This window comes from Paraburkholderia sp. (assembly GCF_028283785.1).
Lineage (GTDB): Bacteria > Pseudomonadota > Gammaproteobacteria > Burkholderiales > Burkholderiaceae > Paraburkholderia.
The window spans coordinates 223,096-243,279 of sequence record NZ_JAPWKB010000018.1; the positions used below are offsets into that span (position 1 = coordinate 223,096).

Below are 20,184 nucleotides of genomic sequence, written 5' to 3' on the forward strand. Positions count from 1 at the left end.
CGCGCGCATTGTCGCGAGCGCTTCGCCTGCCCGTCGTCGTCTCTCCCCTCCTCCGCTCCGGTAGTCCATGCGCAGTTCCTGCGCGCTTCAGCCTGCTTCATCCTTATTGCATGCGCAGTTCACGTAGTAGCACGTCCATCATTCAATAGACCCGGCTTCCCTGAGGAAACCCATCGTGAAGACTTCCGCCAAAGCGGCTTCGAAAACCGCCGTTAAGGCCGACGCCGCTGTGACCGCCAAGCCCGACGCCCAAGCCGGCGCTGCCACGCAACCCGTCAGCACACCCACGAAGCGCAAAGTATCCGGGCTCAAGGCCAACGGCAGCGCGAAACCCGCCGCGCCGTTGCGCACAGCCAAGGCAGAGACGAAGGCCGTATCGAAAGCGGATAGCAAGGCGCAGGCCAAGGCCGCATCGAAGGCAGAGGCCAAAGCCGCTGCCAGGGGTGACGCGAAGGCCAAGATCAAGGCCAAGACCGATACCAAAGCACAAGGCAAGCTCGCGTCGAAGCCCGACGCCAAGGCGAACGCCAAAACCGCCGTCGCCACGAAAACCGCCACGCGAAATCGCGACGACAAGGATCAGCCGCTGTTCGAGGACATCCGTTATCTCGGACGTCTGCTCGGCGACGTGGTGCGCGAGCAGGAAGGCGACGCCGTGTTCGACGTGGTCGAGACGATCCGTCAGACGGCGGTGCGTTTCCGTCGTGAGGACGACAGCGTCGCGTCGCAAACGCTCGACAAGCAATTGCGCGCGCTGAGCCCGGAGCAGACCGTCAGCGTGGTGCGTGCGTTCAGCTACTTCTCGCATCTGGCAAATATCGCCGAAGACCGCCATCGCAACCGCCGTCACCGCATTCACGCGCTGGCCGGGTCTACTTCGCAAATCGGCACGATCGCGCATTCGCTCGACAAGCTGATCGCATCGAATGCGGCCGCCACGCCGGTGCTGCAGAAGTTCTTCAACGACGCGCTGATCGTCCCCGTGCTGACCGCGCATCCGACCGAAGTGCAGCGCAAGAGCATTCTCGACGCGCAGCACGACATCGCGCGTCTGCTCGCCGAACGCGACCAGCCGCTGACCGATCGCGAGCGCGCGCACAACGAATCGATGCTGCGCGCGCGCGTCACGTCGCTGTGGCAGACGCGGATGCTGCGCGACGCGCGCCTGACCGTCGCCGACGAAATCGAAAACGCGCTGTCGTATTACCGCGCCACGTTCCTCGAAGAAATCCCGGCGCTCTATGCGGACATCGAAGCCGCGCTCGCCGAACACGGCGTCGATGCGCGGATGCCGCCGTTTCTGCAAATGGGAAGCTGGATCGGCGGCGATCGCGACGGCAATCCGAACGTCACCGCCGAAACGCTCGAAACCGCGATCACGCGCCAGGCCGCCGTGCTGTTCGAGCACTACATGGAGCAGGTCCACAAGCTCGGCGCGGAACTGTCGGTGTCGAACCTGCTGGCCGGCGCGAGCGACGCGCTGAAGGAACTCGCCGGCATTTCGCCGGATCAGTCGCCGCACCGCACCGACGAACCGTACCGGCGCGCGCTGATCGGCATGTACACGCGACTCGCGGCGAGCGCGCGCGTGCGTCTGGGCGAAGGCGCGATCGCCGTGCGCAGCGCCGGTCGCGGCGTGCCGCCGATCCGCGCGACGCCTTACGCCGACGCGTCCGAATTCGTCCGCGATCTGCATGTGCTGATGGCATCGCTGGCGGAGCATCACGGCGCGTCGCTGGCGGCGCCGCGTCTGTCGCCGCTGGCGCGCGCAGCCGAAGTCTTCGGCTTCCATCTGGCCAGCATCGACTTGCGACAAAGCTCCGACATCCACGAAGCCGTGATCGCCGAACTGCTGAAGCACGCCGGCGTCGAAGCGGATTACGCCGCGCTGCCGGAGGCCGGCAAGCTCAAGCTGCTGCTCGCCGAACTCGCGCAACCGCGGCTGTTGCGCTCGCCGTATTTCGAGTATTCCGACCTCGTCAAAAGCGAGCTCGGCGTGCTCGAGGAAGCGCGCAAGACCCGCGAGAAGTTCGGCGCGCGCGCGGTGCGCAACTACATCATCTCGCACACGGAAACCGTCAGCGATCTGGTCGAAGTGATGCTGCTGCAAAAGGAAACCGGGCTGCTGCAAGGCCTGCTCGGCGACGCGGACCAACCGGCCAAGGCCGGGCTGATGGTGATTCCGCTGTTCGAGACGATCCCCGACTTGCGCAACGCGCCGGTCATCATGGGCGAATTCATGGCGTTGCCGGGCGTCGGTCAGGTGATCGAACACAACGGCAACGAGCAGGAAGTGATGCTCGGCTACTCGGACAGCAACAAGGACGGCGGTTTCCTGACGTCGAACTGGGAGCTGTATCGCGCGGAACTCGCGCTGGTCGGCCTGTTCAATGCGCACAAGGTGACCTTGCGGCTGTTCCACGGCCGGGGCGGCACGGTCGGTCGTGGCGGCGGCCCGACCTATTCGGCGATCCTGTCGCAGCCGCCGGGCACCGTCGACGGTCAGATCCGTTTGACCGAACAGGGCGAGGTGATCGCCAGCAAGTTCGGCAATCCGGAAATCGGCCGGCGCAATCTGGAAACCGTGGTCGCGGCCACGCTCGAAGCGTCGCTGCTGCCGCACGACAACGCGCCCGCGCAACTGCCCGCGTTCGAAGCGACCATGCAAACCTTGTCCGATACCGCGATGGCGTCGTATCGCGCGCTCGTCTACGAGACGCCGGGCTTCAAGGAATATTTCTTCGAGTCCACGCCGATCTCGGAGATCGCGGAACTGAACATCGGCAGCCGTCCGGCGTCGCGCAAACTGCAAGACCCGAAGCAGCGGAAAATCGAAGATCTGCGCGCGATTCCGTGGGGCTTTTCGTGGGGCCAATGCCGCTTGCTGCTGACGGGCTGGTACGGCTTCGGCAGCGCGGTAGCCGCGCATCTGGACAGCGCGCCGGACGAAGCGGAACGCGCACGCCGTCTGACGCTGCTCAAGAAGATGAACAAGACCTGGCCGTTCTTCGCCAACCTGCTGTCGAACATGGACATGGTGCTCGCGAAGACCGATCTGGCCGTGGCGTCGCGTTATGCCGCGCTCGTCAGCGACAAGAAAATCCGCAAGCATGTGTTCGAGCGGATCGTCGCGGAATGGGAACGCACGTCGAAGGTGCTGTCGGAAATCACCGGCCGGCAGGAGCGCCTCGCCGAGAATCCGCTGCTCGCGCGGTCGATCAAGAACCGATTCCCGTATCTCGATCCGCTGAATCACTTGCAGGTCGAATTGCTGAAACGCCATCGCGCCGGCGACGACAACGTGCGCGTGCGACGCGGGATTCATCTGACGATCAACGGGATTGCCGCGGGCTTGCGTAATACGGGCTAAGCGCGCGCTTGCGCGCCACACGCGCATGCGTTGACCAGGGCCGGTTTGCGGAACGATCTGCAAACCGGCTTTTTCTTTTGGAGCGTGCAAAACGGTCGCAACGGCCACCCACATCCCGCACGCGCCGCCGCATCCAGCCGCTACAATAGAGCCCGCTTACACTGGTACAAGCCAGTGATTATTCTGGTATCGCCCTCACCACACACATCGATGACGCAGTTCCCCGCCGACGCTTCGCCGCCCCCGCTCGATGCCACGCCCGCGCACGCGCTGGGCGATTTCATTCGCGCCCATCGCGAACGGCTGTCGCCGCAAGCCGTCGGATTGCCGCCGGGTCCGCGTCGGCGCACGCCCGGTTTGCGTCGCGAGGAAGTCGCGCAGTTGTGCGGCGTCAGCCCGACCTGGTACACGTGGATCGAGCAAGGGCGGCCGGTGTCGGCATCGGCGGACGCATTGGCGCGGATTGCGGTTGCGTTGCAGTTGTCGCGGGCCGAACGCGCCTATCTGTTCGAACTCGCCGCGCAGCGCGATCCCGCCGAACCCGATCCCGCCGCCACCGACGCCCCGGCGACGCTGCTCGAAACCGTTCAGCTGGTGGACGCGCCCGCGTACGTGCTCGATCGCCAATGGAACGCGCTCGCGTGGAACGCCCGCGCGGCCGACCTGTTCGTCGGCTGGCTGGACGGCGCGAACGACCGCAACCTGCTGCGTTTCACCTTCAACAAACCCGCCGCGCGCGAGTTGATCGTCGACTGGGAGACGCGTGCGCGCCGCCTCGCCGCCGAATTTCGCGCCGATTCGATCCGCCATCTGGGCGACCCGCCGACCCGCAGCCTGATCGACGCGCTGACCGGCGGCAACGAAGCGTTCGCGCGGTTCTGGGCGTCGCAAGACGTCGGCGAGCGCGAAGGCGGCCGCCGCGAGTTCAATCATCCGCGCGACGGCCGGATCGTCTACGACCAGATCACCTTCAAGCCCGCGCATCGCGAAGACCTGAAACTGGTCGTGCTGGTGCGCCAATGACGGGCTTTCGACGCGCGCCGCGTTGAGCCACGGCCGGATTCGCGCAGGCCGCGCGCGTCCGCGATGTTAAAATCACAGGCTTACCGGCGACGGTGCGCAACGCGTGCGCCCTCGCCTGCCGGCTTTTACTCACCGCTCGTTCACTGCTCAACACCATGACGTCCCAACTGCACAAAAAAGGCGAAGCCTGGTCGGCTCGCTTCTCGGAACCGATGTCGGAGCTCGTCAAACGCTACACGTCGTCGGTTTTCTTCGACAAGCGTCTCGGACTGGTCGACATCGAAGGATCGCTCGCGCACGCGTCGATGCTGGCTGCGCAGAAGATCATCGCCGCCGACGACCTCGCCGCCATCCAGCGCGGCATGGCGCAGATCAAGGGTGAGATCGAGCGTGGCGAATTCGAGTGGCAACTCGATCTCGAAGACGTGCACCTGAATATCGAAGCGCGCCTGACCGCGTTGATCGGCGACGCCGGCAAGCGCCTGCACACGGGCCGCTCGCGCAACGATCAGGTCGCGACGGATATCCGTTTGTGGCTGCGCGGCGAGATCGACCGGATCGGCGATCTGTTGAAGGATCTGCGCAGCGCGTTGCTCGACCTCGCGGACAAAAACGCCAGCACGATCATGCCGGGTTTCACGCACCTGCAGGTCGCGCAACCGGTGACCTTCGGTCATCACCTGCTGGCGTACGTCGAAATGTTCACGCGCGACGCCGAGCGGATGATCGATTGCCGCAAGCGCGTGAACCGTCTGCCGCTGGGCGCCGCCGCACTCGCCGGCACGAGCTACCCGATCGACCGTCACGCGGTTGCGAAAACGTTGGGCTTCGACGGCATCTGCGCGAATTCGCTCGATGCCGTGTCGGATCGTGATTTCGCGATCGAATTCACGGCCGCGTCCGCGCTGGTGATGACGCACGTGTCGCGCTTCTCGGAAGAGCTGGTGCTGTGGATGAGCCCGCGCGTCGGCTTTATCGATCTGGCCGACCGTTTCTGCACCGGTTCGTCGATCATGCCGCAGAAGAAAAACCCGGACGTGCCCGAACTGGCGCGCGGCAAGACCGGTCGCGTGAACGGTCACCTGATGGCGTTGCTGACGCTGATGAAGGGCCAGCCGCTCGCGTACAACAAGGACAATCAGGAAGACAAGGAACCGTTGTTCGACACCGTCGATACGGTCGCCGACACGCTGCGGATTTTCGCGGAAATGGTGGCTGGCATCACCGTGAAGCCGGACGCGATGCGCGCCGCCGCGCTGCAAGGCTTCTCGACCGCCACCGACCTCGCCGACTACCTCGTGAAGCGCGGCCTGCCGTTCCGCGATGCGCACGAAGCGGTTGCGTTGGCCGTACGCGTGTGCGTCGATCGCGGCTGCGATCTGGCCGATCTGACGCTCGACGAAATGCGGGCCGACCTGCCGAACGTCGCGCATCTGATCGGTGAAGACGTGTTCTCGTTCCTGACGCTGGAAGGCTCGGTCAATAGCCGGAACCATCCGGGCGGCACCGCGCCCGAACAGGTATTGGCCGCCGTCAAAGCCGCTCGCGACAATCTGAAGTAATTTTTGCCCACTGGGCAGACGTTATAGTGGGCGAGCCTGTTTGGGCTCGCCCTTTTTGTTGGTGCCGGCGTTTTCGGCTGATGCGTCGCGTGGGCATTGCCGAGGTTGCGCGTGTACTTCGTGTTCGCTGCGCGTTTGCGTCGTCTGTTTCGTGTTTGTCTGCTGCGTTTGATTCAGGATTTCCGATGATTATTCGTCCGCATCTCAACTGGTTCCGGATGTTGCTCGCATGGCGCGGCTCGGTGTTGCCGCAACTGCTGCCGCGTCTCACGCTGATTTTTCTGATATCGCTGGTGGCCGTGGCGTCGCACGATCATTTGTTGCGCGTCACCGTGAATCTGAACAGCACCGCACCGTTTTCGCTGATCGGGATTGCGCTGGCGGTGTTTCTCGGTTTTCGCAATAACGCGAGTTACGACCGGTATTGGGAAGCGCGCAAATTGTGGGGGCAATTGCTGAACGAGTCGCGCTCGCTGACGCGTCAGGCGCTGACCTTGCCGCAAGCCACGCTGGACGCCGCCGAGCGTCGTGCGTTTCTGGTGATGCTGGGCGCGATGCCGCATGCGTTGCGGCATCAGTTGCGCAAGACCGACCCGTCGGCGGATCTGGCCGAGCGATTGCCGCCGGCGATGTTGACGCGGGTGATGCAATCGCGATATCGACCGGCGACGCTGTTGATGTGTCTGGGCGAATGGGTCCATCGTCATGCTCGCGACGGTGCGATCGATCCGATGGCGGTGGTGGCGTTCGACCGGAATCTGAATGGCTTGTCGGATGTGATTGGCGGTTGCGAGCGGATTGCGTCGACGCCGTTGCCGTTTGCGTATTCGGTGATGATTCACCGGACCGTGTATTTCTTTTGTGCGTCGTTGCCGTTTGGGTTGGTGGATAGCATTGGGTTGTTTACGCCGTTGTTTTCGGTGTTTGTCGCTTATGCGTTTATGGCGCATGAGGCGATCGCCGGGCAGATCGAGGAGCCGTTCGGCACCGAAGATAACGATCTGGCGCTGGAGATGATGTCGGTGACGATTGAAGATGCGGTGGGGGATCTGGCGGGGTTGCCGGTGGCGCCGGGGGTGGATGGGTGTCGGGAGGGGGTGGTGTTTAGGTGAGAGTTGGTTTTGTTTGGTTTTGTTTGGTTTGGTTCTGTTCGGTTGTCCTGTTTTCGCGTCGGCTTTGCGTGGTTTCGTTCGGTCGTCCCGGTTCGCGTCGGCTTTGCGTGGTTTCGTTCGGTTGTCCCGGTTGCGCGCCGGCTTTGCGTGGTTTCGTTCGGTCGTCCCGGTTCGCGTCGGCTTTGCGTGGTTTCGTTCGGTTGTCCCGGTTGCGCGCCGGCTTTGCGTGGTTTCGTTCGGTTGTCCCGGTTGCGCGCCGGCTTTGCGTGGTTTCGTTCGGTTGTCCCGTTTTCACGCTGGTCTGCCTGGATCGTCCCTGTGCGGGACCGCACCTACTTTTCTTTGCTCGCGCAAAGAAAAGTAGGCAAAAGAAAGCGCGTTTACCTCGCGCTTCGTAGCGAGTGGCGTCTAGTATTTTTCGGGTAGTGGACCGCGCACGTTTGGAGTTGCCGGTCCGTTTTTCCCGGTGGTCCGCGCCCCCACATCCCGCCCGCTTCGCGGCGGTAGCCCACTTCAAAAACCCATTTGCGCCTCGTCACTGGCCTGCTTTCACGACGGTTCTGGCCTCGGCGCACAGCCCGATTCGCGCCTCTCGAATTGCCAGCCCACGACGGTTCCGGCGTCGGCTCGAAGCCCGGTTTGCGCCTCTCGATTTGCACGCCCCCACGACCGTTGCAGCCTCCGGCTCAACGCCCGGTTTGTGCCACGGCATTCACGCCTCTTCTCGACGGTTTCGAAGTTCCGGGTTGCCTGGAATTTTGCGCGCGCGAACCGGCCGGCGCATGCCAGAGAAACGGGTTTTGTAACGGACGAAGTGCAGCGCGCGGATGGCGCCAAGAGATAAAGACGGGGTTGTGCCCGTCGGCTGTCGCGGAGCGAACAGAGCCTGTCAGAAATTTTGTGTGCGAGTCATGGTACTCATGGCCCGACAGTAAAGCGGTCTTCAAACTGGATGGCGAACTCCGTTCGCGCCGCGCTCCAGCACAGGGGCCGGTTGGTCCACTTGCCGACGATGTAGCGCAGGCTCAGCCAGATGAGTTTGAGCGCGGCTTCGTCGGATGGAAAGTGGCCCTTGTTGCGGATCGATTTGCGCACCTGGCTGTGCAGGCTCTCGATCGCGTTGGTCGTGTAGATCAGCGTGCGCACCGGCGCGGTGAACGCAAAGAACGGCACGACCTCTTCCCACTGCCGTCGCCACATCGGCACGATCGCCCGGTAGCGCTGGCCCCACTCGCCGGCCTCGAAGCGCGCCAGTTCCTGTTCGGCCGCCTCGGCGCCCGTCGCGGTGTAGACCGGCCTGAGCGCGGCGGCCAGCGCGGCGCGCTCCTTCCAGGTGGCGAACTGCATCGAGTTGCGCAGCAGGTGCACGATGCAGGTCTGGACCACCGTCTGCGGGAACACCGACACGATCGCCTCCGGAAACCCCTTGAGCCCGTCGACCACCGCGATCAGGATGTCGCGCGTGCCGCGCGCCTTCAGCTCGCTCATCACCCTGAGCCAGAACCGGGCGCCCTCGGTGTGCTCGATCCAGATGCCCAGCACGTCGCGGTAGCCCTCACAGTTCACGCCGATGGCCAGATACACGGCCTTGTTGCGCACCAGCCCCTCATCGCGGATCTTCACGCGCAGCGCATCGAAATAGACCAGCGCATACACCGGATCGAGCGGGCGCTCCTGCCGTGCCCGGACCTCGTCGAGCACCGCGTCGGTGACCGCCGACACCAACTCGGGCGAGATCTCCAGGCCGTAGAGTTCGGCCACGTGGGCCTGGATATCGCGCGTACTCATGCCGCGCGCGTACAGCGCGATGATCTTCTGGTCGAAGCCGGGAAAGCGGCGCTGGTATTTGCCGATGAGCGCCGGATCAAAGCGGCCGTGGCGATCGCGGGGAATCGCCAGCTCCAGCGGGCCGTCCTCGCTGAGCACGGTCTTCGCGCTCGATCCGTTGCGGTGGTTGCCCGCGTCGTGCTCGAGCGGCTGGTCCAGATGCACGTCCATCTCGGCGTTGAGCATGCGCTCGGCCAGCGCCTTCTTGAGTTCGCCGAGCAGGCCCTGCGAACGCAGGACCGTCTGCGGATCCTGCCCCTTGAGCAGTTCGTCCAGCACCGCCGGATCGAACCGGCTCCTCGTCTTGCGCGTTGCCATATGACTCTCCTTGGCCTGTTACGGGCAATCATATGACTCGCAGACACAAAATCGCTTACAGGCTCAGCGAACAGCCGGAACTAATGACTGCCTTGTCACTCGCTTAAGCGGTGCGGCAACTCAAATCGTGCGCGGTCCACTACCGGAAAGTTACTAGACGCCACTCGCTACGAAGCGGCGGGGTAAACGCGGCGGATTCAACCGGTCAATGCAACGCCAACGTTTCCGCCAGTTTTTCAGCAGGATTCATAAACTGAAGGGTCAGGCGGGGGCGACCGTTCAGGCGCGCGGCAACCTTGTTCAGCTCAGCCTGTGTATAGCCATCGAGCCGCGTTCCTTTCGGAAAGTACTGGCGCAGAAGTCCATTCGTGTTCTCGTTGCTGCCTCGCTGCCACGGACTCTGCGGGTCGCAAAAATACACCTGCACCTGCGTGGCCACCGTGAAGGCCCTGTGGCTCGCCATCTCCGTGCCGCGGTCCCATGTCAGTGACCGGCGTAGTTGCGCTCGGCAGTTTGTTCACCTGCCTGATCAGTGCGGACGCCACGCTTTGCGCGTCCTTGCCCGCCACCTTGACCAGCATGACATAGCGCGAGTGCCGCTCCACCAGTGTGGCAATGTAGGTATTGTCCGCGCCTGCCAGCAGGTCCCCTTCCCAGTGCCCCGGTACCGCCCGGTCGTCCGCCTCGGCGGGCCGCTCGCTGATCGACACCGCCCCGCATATCCGGCCTCTGCCCTGGCCGCGCTCCGAAGCGCTCTTCGCCTGACGCATCGTCCGGTTTGTTCGCAGATGGGCGACCAGTTCCTTTTTAAGCACGCCACGTGTCTGGATGAACAGGCTGCGATAAATGGTTTCGTGAGATATCTGCATGTCCTTGTTGCCCGGGAACTCGCGCCGCAGCCACCCGGCTATCTGTACAGGCGCCCATTGTAGTTTGAGCCGGGCGGCCACCAGGCGACGCAGCCGGGCATTGTTCGACAGTGCACACGCCTTGGGTCGCAGTGCCCGCTCCCAGGTGCTGGCGTCGGCCTCATGGGCCCGATACCTTTGGCTGCCGCCATTGCGCGCGACTTCCCGTGTAACGGTCGAGGTCGGGCGCCCCAGTTGCACGGCAATCTGACGCATCGATATGCCCGCCGCCAGCGAGCGTGAGATATCCTCGCGTTCGGCCAGTGTCAGCGCCCGCCCAGAACGGGTGCGAGTGACCGGGGATATTCCACCCCCTTTAGAGATCACCCGGAAAGGCCCACTTGGATGACGTCCAAGTGCGCGCCCGATCTCGCTCAGCGACTCGCCCTGGCGCCACATCTTCCAGATGTCGGTCTTCTGCTGTGCGCTTAGCCAGTGTTTCCTCTGCCGTTCCATAGTGTTCCACTCTCCAATTCCGCATTGGAACAGATATGTTGCAACGACCGGTTGAATCCGCCGCGCTTTCTTTTACCTACTTTTCTTTGCGCGAGCAAAGAAAAGTAGGTGCGGTCCCGCACAGGGACGATCCAGGCAGACCGGCGTGAATACGGGACAACCGAGGCAACCCAACAGCAACCAACCCCAACCTCAACTAATCATTCCCCACCGTCTCCGACAACCTCTTAACCGTCGCCACCCGCCCGCCAATAATATCAATCCGCCCCCTCTCATCCACAACAGCCGAAGTAGCATCCCGATACCGCGTCCACGCCCGCTGCGCCTTCGTCAACAACGCACGCGACTTCACCGGCATTTTCCCCACCAACCGCCGGTAATACCGATTCAGATCGAACATCGCATGTTCGCACTGCGCATCCGCAGAACACGCCCGCAATCTCGGCGTCGTCGCCCCGCTCTGTGCGGCCGCAGCCGCACTCCGCAGCGCCAACGCCCGATCCCGCACCGGCTGCAACTGCATATCCGCAGCCGCTAACCGGTACATCGTGCCCTGCGTCGTCGCGATCACCGCGCCAAGCAACGGCTCCTCCGCGTCCCGCCACGCGAGCCACGCCGTCTGACTCTTCTGCCACTTCGTGCGCTGCGCCGGCGGCAACTTGCTCTGCAACTGCTGCCACGCGGTATCGAGCGCGGCATGCCAGCCGATCCGCGCTGTATCCATGCACTGAATCTGCCCGACTGTCGACGACATGTCGCTGCGCGCCAGGCACGCTCGCATCGCCGCGTCGATCGGATCGGCGGCGGCGACTTCGGCGTGCGCCAAACCCGGCGTCAACCACATCGCCATCGCCGCCATCACCGCGGTCGCGTGCAACCGCACGCGTGCCGTCGTCGTCATGGCGCGCCCAAACCCTCGCCGGGACACGCTTCCCGTCATGCTCAGCTGCGCACGCAATCGACGAAATACTCGATGCGCCCGTTGATCATCTCGCCCACCAGACCGTGGACGTCCGTGTGGAAGCCGGGGAAACGCTCGTTGAACTCGCGTGCGAACCGCAGATAGTTGACGATCGTCTTGTTGAAACGCTCGCCCGGAATCAGCAACGGAATGCCCGGCGGGTAAGGCGTCAACAGGATCGACGCGACGCGGCCTTCGAGTTCGTCGATAGGCACGCGGTCGATCTCGCGATGCGCCAGCTTCGCGAATGCATCCGACGGCTTCATCGCCGGTTCCATGCTCGACAGATACATCTCCGTCGTCAGACGCGCGATGTCGTTCGCGCGGTACACGCTGTGAATCTGCTCGACACAGATCGCGCAAACCGACCCGCTCGTACATCGGATGATGCGCGACGAACTCGGGCAACACGCGCCACAACGGCTGGTTGTTGTCGTAGTCGTCCTTGAACTGTTGCAGCTCGGTCACCATCGAGTTCCAGCGACCCTTCGTGATGCCGATCGTGAACATGATGAAGAACGAATACAGCCCGGTCTTCTCGACGATGATGCCGTGCTCGGCCAGATACTTCGTGACGATCGCGGCCGGAATGCCCGATTCGCCGAAGCCGCCGTCCATATCCAGACCCGGCGTGACGATGGTCGCCTTGATCGGGTCGAGCATGTTGAAGCCTTCGGCGAGCGGGCCGAAACCGTGCCACGCGTCGTTCGGACGCAGCATCCAGTCTTCGCGCGAACCGATGCCTTCTTCCGCGAATTCGTCCGGACCCCACACCTTGAAGAACCATTCGTCGCCGTATTCGGCATCGACCTTGCGCATCGCACGACGGAAGTCCAGCGCCTCGGCGATGCGACTCCTCGACCAGCGCGGTGCCGCCCGGCGCTTCCATCATCGCCGCCGCCACGTCGCACGACGCGATGATCGCGTACTGCGGGCTGGTGGACGTGTGCATCAGATACGCTTCGTTGAAACGGTGCTTGTCGAAGCGGCTGTTCTTCGAGTCCTGAACGACGATCTGCGATGCCTGCGAAATGCCGGCCAGCAGCTTGTGCGTCGAGTGCGTCGCGAACACCAGCGCGCCGATGCGCGGACGACCCGCGCCGATCGCGTGCATGTCCTGATAGAACTCGTGGAATTCCGCGTGCGGCAACCACGCTTCGTCGAAATGCAGCGTGTCGAGCCATTCGCCCAACATGCCCTTGATCATTTCGACGTTGTAGATCACGCCGTCGTACGTGCTTTGCGTGATCGTCAGAATGCGCGGCTTCATGCCCGGATTCTTCGCCAGCGCTTCGCGTGCGAACGGGTTCGCCTCGATCTTCTTGCGGATATTTTCCGGCTCGAATTCCGAACGCGGAATCGGGCCGATGATGCCGAAGTTATTGCGCGTCGGCGTCAGGAACACCGGGATCGCGCCGGTCATCGTGATCGCGTGCAGGATCGACTTGTGGCAGTTACGGTCCACCAGCACGATGTCGCCGGGCGCAACCGTGCCGTGCCAGACGATCTTGTTCGACGTGGACGTGCCGTTGGTCACGAAGAACACGTGATCCGCGCTGAAAATACGCGCCGCGTTGCGCTCCGATGCCGCCACCGGGCCGGTGTGATCGAGCAGCTGGCCGAGTTCGTCGACGGCATTGCAGACGTCCGCGCGCAGCATGTTCTCGCCGAAGAACTGGTGGAACATCTGGCCGAGCGGGCTCTTCAGGAACGCGACGCCGCCCGAGTGGCCGGGGCAATGCCACGAATACGATCCTTCTTCCGCGTACTGCACCAGCTCCTTGAAGAACGGCGGCGCGAGCGAATCCAGATACACCTTGGTTTCACGAATGATGTGGCGCGCGACGAATTCCGGCGTGTCCTCGAACATATGGATGAAACCATGCAGTTCGCGCAGGATGTCGTTCGGCAAGTGACGCGACGTGCGCGTTTCGCCGTACAGGAAGATCGGAATGTCGGCGTTGCGGCGGCGCACTTCGGTCACGAACGCGCGCAGTGCGACGATCGCCGCAGCCAGTTCCGGCGTCTCGCCCTCGACCACCACGTTATCGGTGTACGGCAGCAGTTCATCGTCGTCGATCGACAGGATGAAGCACGACGCACGGCTCGATTGTTGCGCAAACGAAGTCAGGTCGCCGTAGCTCGTCAGCCCGAGCACTTCCGCGCCTTCTTTCTCGATGGCTTCGGCCAATGCCCGGATGCCGGAACCCGAGATGTTCTCGGAGCGAAAATCTTCGTCGATGATGACGACGGGAAAACGAAACTTCATGGGCGATTCTCCAAAAAGAACGACCGCTGCACGCAGCGGTCACCCGAAATACTGGTGAGTTACAGCGTCGCGAACGTCAGGTCCGCGGCAACGTGACCCCGTGCTGGCCTTGATATTTGCCGCCGCGATCCGCGTACGACGTTTCACAAATTTCGTCGCTCTCGAAAAACAGCACCTGAGCAACGCCTTCGTTCGCGTAGATTTTGGCAGGCAAAGGTGTCGTATTCGAGAATTCGAGCGTGACGTGACCTTCCCACTCCGGCTCGAACGGCGTCACGTTGACGATGATCCCGCAACGCGCATACGTGGATTTGCCCAGACATACCGTCAGCACGCTGCGCGGAATGCGGAAATACTCGACCGTGCGCGCGAGCGCGAACGAGTTAGGCGGGATGATGCAAACATCGCCCTTGAAGTCGACAAACGATTTCTCGTCGAAGTTCTTCGGATCGACGATGGTCGAATTGATGTTCGTGAAGATCTTGAATTCGTCCGCGCAACGAATGTCGTAGCCGTAGCTCGACGTGCCGTAGCTGACGATCTTCCGACCGTCTTCGGAGACGCGCACCTGATCGGGCGCGAACGGCTCGATCATGTTGTGACTTTCGGCCATGCGCCGAATCCACTTGTCGGATTTGATGGTCATATATGAGCGCTGCCTGACGAATGATTACGAATAAAAACCGGGTGAATGCCGGGCGAAAGCGGGCCGCGTAAGGATCGCGCGGGCGATCCGGGCGGGCCGACCGGCGCGGCTCAACGAAAGGCGCTTATTTTACGCGATCGGGCGCGCGCCGCTGCAAGCCGGGCTATCCGGCGGCCGCGAGACAGCGGGACGGTCGCGCCGGGCCGGTCACTGGCGGATCACGCCGCACGCAATCGCGACGCCGCCGCCGTCTTGCGGCGACGCGTAGGGATCGCTGGCTTCGTGATGAAGCAGCACCGAGCGGTTCAGCACCGAGCGAATGCCGTCGAGCGATACGTCCGGCGCCACGATAAAGCCGCTCGCGACGCCGTTCGCGTCTGCGCGGATATTGCCGAGGTCGCCCTCGACGCGCGCGCCGGCCTTCAGGCGTTCCGCCGCCGGCGAGAACACCGCGCCCGCACTCGAACCGTCCGATGCATTGCAGTCGCCGCGCTCATGCACTTGAAGCGCGTGTTCGGAATTCGGCGGCAGACCCGCGAGGTTATACGTGACCTGCACGCCGTCCGAGCGTTCGATGAACGTCACCGTGCCATGCGCCTGATTGCCGATCGTAGGCAGTAGTTGTGTGTCGGCGCGTTTTTCCTGCGGCCTCAGGAAGCTCGTGCAGCCGCAAAGCAGCAGACTGCTGGCAGCCAGGACGATGAACGCATGCACCGCCTGTCCGTCGATTCGTTTTCCCATGCGATCCTCTTGCCGGTTGACGACCGCCCCTGCGGTCGTCGCACCGAACCTGATGAAGCCCACATGATACAGCGAGAGCCGCCCGGATTTAACCGGTCGGCAGTGCGCTTTGCCTCACGGCATAAGGCGTTCAGCGCGTTGAAGGGTCGCAGGACGGCGACTGTAAGGGCCAGCCCGACCGATGTCGGCCAGCCCTTCGCGCCGTCAGGTATTTTGCAGCACGATGCTCGGGAATTTCGAGGTCATGTCGCGGGCGCGCTCGGCGATATGAATCGCGACCTTACGCGCGATCGAACGATAGATCTCCGCGATCCGGCCATCGGGATCGGCGATCACGGTCGGGCGGCCGGAGTCGGCCTGTTCGCGAATGCCGATGTCGAGCGGCAAGCTGCCCAGCGCGTCGACGCCGTACTCCTGCGCCATCCGCGCGCCGCCGCCCGTGCCGAAAATATGCTCTTCATGGCCGCAATTCGAGCAAATATGCATGGCCATGTTTTCGACGATACCGAGGATCGGAATGCCGACCTTCTCGAACATCTTCAGCCCTTTTTTGGCGTCGAGCAGCGCGATGTCCTGCGGCGTGGTGACGATCACCGCGCCGGTGACCGGCACGCGCTGCGACAGCGTCAACTGGATGTCGCCCGTGCCCGGCGGCATATCGACGATCAGGTAATCGAGATCGTGCCAGTTGGTCTGGCGCAGCAACTGTTCGAGCGCGGAGGTCGCCATCGGGCCGCGCCATACCATCGGGTTGTCCTGATCGACCAGAAAGCCGATCGAATTGGCCTGCACGCCGTGACCGGTCATCGGGTTCATCGACTGGTTGTCCGGCGATTCCGGACGGCCTTCGATGCCGAGCATCATCGGCAGCGACGGACCGTAGATATCGGCGTCGAGAATCCCCACCGATGCGCCTTCGCCCGCTAGCGCCAGCGCCAGATTCACCGCGGTCGTGCTCTTGCCGACGCCGCCCTTGCCCGACGCGACCGCGACGATATTCTTCACGCCCGGCAGCAGTTTGACGCCGCGTTGCACCGCGTGCGCGGCGATCTGCTGCGACACCTGTACGCGCGCATCGGCGACGCCCGGGACCGCGCGCAACGCCGCGTCGAACAGCGCGCGGATCGCGTCGAACTGACGCTGGGCCGGATAGCCGAGCACCACCTCGACGCTGACCGTATCGCCGTCGACGGAAACGTTTTTCAAGTTTTTCGCGGCCGCGAAAGAACGGCCGGTGTTGGGGTCAGCGACAGCCGCGAGAGCGGCATCGACCAATGCCCGATCGATACTCATTGAGACTCCGTGGGGAACACTTGCAGCGCGATCGAATCGAAATCTCGACCGCTGGCTGGAATTTGAAAGAAATTGTTATGCAGCATTGCGCAAACGATCCGTGGGGGGCAACCTTCCGCAGCAGCCAATCGTAAGGGTCGCATCAAATCGCAACACTGTTGTGGACATCGACCATTATTGTAGTGGTTGACGCCATGCGCTGCCGGAAGACCCTTCAGCGATATCCGGGCCCGCCGCGCGTGGCGTGAACACTCAGGTAGGACCGCTTTAACCCAAGAGGAACCAAATATGAATGCAAAAATGATGAGTCGTGTTGCCGTGTTCGCAGTCGCCGGTTCGTTGCTGGCGGGTTGTGCAACGCAGCAAGGCACCAATACCGCGGTCGGCACCGGCGTCGGTGCGGGCGTGGGCGCAGGTCTCGGCGCGTTGATCGGCGGCGGCAAGGGCGCGGCGATCGGTGCGGGTGTGGGCGCGGCGGCAGGCGGCATCACCGGCTACAACTGGCAGAACATTCGCAACAAGCTGTCGGGCGCAACGAAGGGCACCGGCACGCAGATCACCGAGCAGCCGGACGGCTCGCTGAAGCTGAACATCCCGAGCTCGGTCACGTTCGACACCAACAGCTACGCGATCAAGCCGTCGTTCGCACCGGTGCTGGATCAGGTCGGTCAGACGCTGAACCAGAATCCGGAAGTGAACGCACAAGTGGTCGGCCATACGGATAGCACCGGCCAGGCTGCGTACAACCAGACGCTGTCGGTGAACCGCGCGCAAAGCGTGGTCAACTATCTGGCGTCGCACGGCGTTGCCGGTCAACGTCTGTCGGCACAAGGCATGGGCGCATCGCAGCCGATCGCCGACAACAACACCGAAGCCGGCCGCGCGCAAAACCGTCGCGTGGAAGTGTATCTGCGCGCTACGGCGCAACACGCGCAATAAGCGCCACAGGCGCGATAGCCGCGATACGCGCAATCTGGCGTGACAGCGGGCCGGCACTCGCCGGCGCCGCACTCAGGCACACGCTGACCTGAGAAAACACGGGCCTCGCCGTCTCCGACCGCGAGGCCCGTTTCATCTTGAAGGACGCCGCGCAACCGGCTCGCGCATGCGACGCCGGAAAAAGTCCCAGACGCCGCTCCCGGATGTAAGAACTGCCGGACCACGCGCGGTGCAAAGATCGAAAAAAATTTCGAACTCTGTCGAAATCCGGCTGTCTGTCTTTACGGTACGTGGCTGTTTGAAAGCGGCTGCGTCACCATTCTCCTCTTGTCGTTGTTGCTCCGGGGCCCAATCGCCCCGGTTTTTTTTGCCTGCAATTCCGCGCGCCGCGGCCCGTTTTGCACGCGCAACCGCACGACAGCCGTGCGTTCTCTCCCCGCCGCGCGGCGCGGCCCCCCTGCTAGAATCGAAGTTTCGTCCCTCGCAAGACCTCACCACCCTATGTCAGCACCCGCAACCGATCTCACCGCAGGCGCGCCGTCGGGCCGCCGCCAGATTCTCGTCACGTCCGCCCTTCCCTATGCGAATGGGCAAATCCATATCGGCCATCTGGTCGAATATATCCAGACGGATATCTGGGTCCGGTCGCTGCGAATGCATGGGCACGAGGTCTATTACGTCGGCGCCGACGACACCCACGGCACGCCGATCATGCTGCGCGCCGAGTCGGAAGGCATCACGCCGAAGCAGCTGATCGACCGCGTCTGGCAAGAACACAAGCGCGACTTCGACAGCTTCGGCATTTCGTTCGACAACTACTACTCGACCGATTCCGACGAAAACCGCGTGCTCAGCGAGTCCGTCTATCTGGCGTTGAAGGAAGCCGGTCTGATCGAAGCGCGCGACATCGAACAGGCGTACGACCCGGTCAAGGAAATGTTCCTGCCGGACCGTTTCATCAAGGGCGAGTGCCCGAAATGCGGCGCGAAAGACCAGTACGGCGACAGTTGCGAAGTCTGCGGTTCCACGTATCTGCCTACCGACCTCATCAATCCTTACTCGGTCGTATCGGGTGCTACGCCGGTTCGTAAGACGTCGACGCATTACTTCTTCCGTCTGTCCGACCCGCGCTGTGAGAATTTCCTGCGCAAGTGGGTGGGCGGTCTGGCGCAGCCGGAAGCGACCAACAAGATGCGCGAATGGCTCGGCGACAGCGGCGAAGCGAAGCTGGCCGACTGGGATATCTCGCGCGACGCGCCGTATTTCGGCTTCGAGATTCCGGGCGCGCCCGGCAAGTATTTCTACGTGTGGCTCGACGCGCCGGTCGGTTATTACGCGAGCTTCAAGAACCTCGCGGAAAAGCGCGGTCTCGACTTCGACGCGTGGGTTCGTCGCGACTCGACCACCGAGCAATATCACTTCATCGGCAAGGACATCCTGTATTTCCACACGCTGTTCTGGCCGGCCATGCTCGAATTCTCGGGTCATCGCACGCCGACCAACGTGTTCGCGCACGGCTTTCTGACGGTTGACGGCGCGAAGATGTCGAAGTCGCGCGGCACCTTCATCACCGCGAAAAGCGTGATCGACACCGGCCTGAATCCGGAATGGCTGCGCTACTACTTCGCGGCCAAACTGAACAGCACGATGGAAGACCTCGACCTGAACCTCGACGACTTCCAGGCGCGCGTGAACAGCGATCTGGTCGGCAAGTTCGTGAATATCGCGAGCCGCACGGCCGGTTTCCTGATCAAGCGTTTCGACGGCAAGATCCAGGACAGCGCGATGCAACACCCGCTGCTCGGCAACCTGCGCGCGGCGATTCCGCAAATCTCGGCAAGCTACGAGGCGCGCGAGTACAACCGTGCGCTGCGTCAGACCATGGACCTCGCCGACACCGTCAACGCGTACGTGGACAGCGCGAAACCGTGGGATCAGGCCAAAGATCCGGCCAACTCGGTCGCGCTGCACGAGACCTGCTCGGTCAGCGTCGAGGCATTCCGCCTGCTGTCGCTGGCGCTGAAGCCGGTGCTGCCGAAGGTCGTGGAATCGGTCGAGGCGTTCCTCGGCATCGAGCCGCTGACGTGGGCGCACGCTAACGTGCCGCTCAGCTCGGCCAGCCCGATCAACGCGTACAAGCATCTGATGACGCGGGTCGATCCGAAGCAGGTCGAGGCGTTGCTGGCCGCGAACCGCGATTCGTTGCAGCCGACGGGCACCGCGCCTGCCGCCGCCGACGCCGATGCAGCCGCGAAGGCGAAAGCCGCTGCGAAGGCAAAGGCGAAGACCGGCGCCGCCGCCCCGGCCGAAGACGGCATCATCTCGATCGACGATTTCGCGAAAATCGATCTGCGGATTGCGAAGATCGTGGATTGCAAGGCCGTCGAAGGATCGGACAAGCTGCTGCAACTGACGCTCGACGTCGGCGAAGAGAAAACCCGCAACGTGTTCTCGGGTATCAAGTCGGCTTATCAGCCGGAGCAACTGATCGGCAAGCTGACGGTAATGGTCGCGAATCTCGCGCCGCGCAAGATGAAGTTCGGTCTGTCCGAAGGGATGGTGCTGGCGGCGTCGGCGACTGACGAGAAGGCCGAGCCGGGTCTCTACATCCTCGAACCGCACAGCGGCGCGAAGCCGGGTATGCGCGTGAAGTAAGGCAATACTCACGTCGCGAAAATACGCGGCGAAACAAAAAAGGCACGTCTTTCGACGTGCCTTTTTTTTATGCCCGGTCGCCCGGCTTGCCATCACGAACATCG

Annotated in this window: 11 protein-coding genes and 2 pseudogenes; 6 read left to right on the plus strand and 7 right to left on the minus strand. The window is 63.1% G+C overall.

From position 1 onward, the window contains the following. Positions 1 to 175 precede the first annotated feature (175 nt). From ppc to PW947_RS20880, 4 genes are all read left to right on the plus strand, one after another. Positions 176 to 3,370, plus strand: a complete 3,195-nt coding sequence (gene ppc, locus PW947_RS20865) for a phosphoenolpyruvate carboxylase (protein WP_299634287.1) — start codon at positions 176 to 178, stop codon at positions 3,368 to 3,370. Between the two features lie 210 nt (positions 3,371 to 3,580). Further along, positions 3,581 to 4,393 carry a helix-turn-helix transcriptional regulator gene (locus tag PW947_RS20870; RefSeq protein ID WP_299634288.1) on the plus strand — a complete coding sequence of 271 codons (813 nt, stop codon included), beginning with the start codon at positions 3,581 to 3,583 and terminating at the stop codon, positions 4,391 to 4,393. 155 nt (positions 4,394 to 4,548) lie between these two features. Then, positions 4,549 to 5,955, plus strand: a complete 1,407-nt coding sequence (argH, locus tag PW947_RS20875) for an argininosuccinate lyase (RefSeq protein ID WP_299634289.1) — start codon at positions 4,549 to 4,551, stop codon at positions 5,953 to 5,955. A gap of 185 nt (positions 5,956 to 6,140) precedes the next feature. Then, positions 6,141 to 7,067: a bestrophin family ion channel gene (locus PW947_RS20880; protein ID WP_299634290.1), complete on the plus strand. Its 927-nt coding sequence runs from the start codon at positions 6,141 to 6,143 to the stop codon at positions 7,065 to 7,067. A gap of 918 nt (positions 7,068 to 7,985) precedes the next feature. Here PW947_RS20880 and PW947_RS20885 read toward each other — a convergent pair. The 7 genes and pseudogenes from PW947_RS20885 to apbC form a co-directional block, all read right to left on the minus strand. Further along, a complete protein-coding gene (locus tag PW947_RS20885) occupies positions 7,986 to 9,212 on the minus strand; it encodes an IS256 family transposase (protein ID WP_299634291.1) in 1,227 nt (408 codons plus the stop codon). A gap of 205 nt (positions 9,213 to 9,417) precedes the next feature. Continuing rightward, positions 9,418 to 10,576 (minus strand): annotated as a pseudogene (locus tag PW947_RS20890) (IS30 family transposase). A gap of 196 nt (positions 10,577 to 10,772) precedes the next feature. Further along, the gene (locus PW947_RS20895) at positions 10,773 to 11,435 is read right to left on the minus strand and encodes a lysozyme inhibitor LprI family protein (RefSeq protein WP_299634590.1); all 663 of its coding nucleotides are present in this window, start codon (positions 11,433 to 11,435) and stop codon (positions 10,773 to 10,775) included. An 83-nt stretch (positions 11,436 to 11,518) separates the two neighbouring features. Then, positions 11,519 to 13,806 (minus strand): annotated as a pseudogene (locus PW947_RS20900) (arginine/lysine/ornithine decarboxylase). 76 nt (positions 13,807 to 13,882) lie between these two features. Then, positions 13,883 to 14,452 (minus strand): dCTP deaminase, encoded by a 570-nt coding sequence (gene dcd / locus PW947_RS20905; protein WP_299634292.1) that lies wholly within the window; start codon positions 14,450 to 14,452, stop codon positions 13,883 to 13,885. A gap of 207 nt (positions 14,453 to 14,659) precedes the next feature. Next, positions 14,660 to 15,193 (minus strand): superoxide dismutase family protein, encoded by a 534-nt coding sequence (locus PW947_RS20910; RefSeq protein ID WP_299634293.1) that lies wholly within the window; start codon positions 15,191 to 15,193, stop codon positions 14,660 to 14,662. A gap of 204 nt (positions 15,194 to 15,397) precedes the next feature. Continuing rightward, complete coding sequence (apbC, locus tag PW947_RS20915; protein ID WP_299634294.1) at positions 15,398 to 16,486, minus strand: iron-sulfur cluster carrier protein ApbC; 1,089 nt, start codon at positions 16,484 to 16,486, stop codon at positions 15,398 to 15,400. Between the two features lie 288 nt (positions 16,487 to 16,774). Between apbC and PW947_RS20920 the strand changes: the two genes are divergently transcribed. Together PW947_RS20920 and metG are read left to right on the plus strand one after the other, a co-directional pair. Beyond that, positions 16,775 to 17,425 (plus strand): OmpA family protein, encoded by a 651-nt coding sequence (locus PW947_RS20920; protein WP_299634295.1) that lies wholly within the window; start codon positions 16,775 to 16,777, stop codon positions 17,423 to 17,425. 501 nt (positions 17,426 to 17,926) lie between these two features. Next, on the plus strand, positions 17,927 to 20,080 hold the full coding sequence (gene metG / locus PW947_RS20925; RefSeq protein WP_299634296.1) for a methionine--tRNA ligase: 2,154 nt from the start codon (positions 17,927 to 17,929) through the stop codon (positions 20,078 to 20,080). The last annotated feature ends 104 nt before the right edge of the window (positions 20,081 to 20,184 follow it).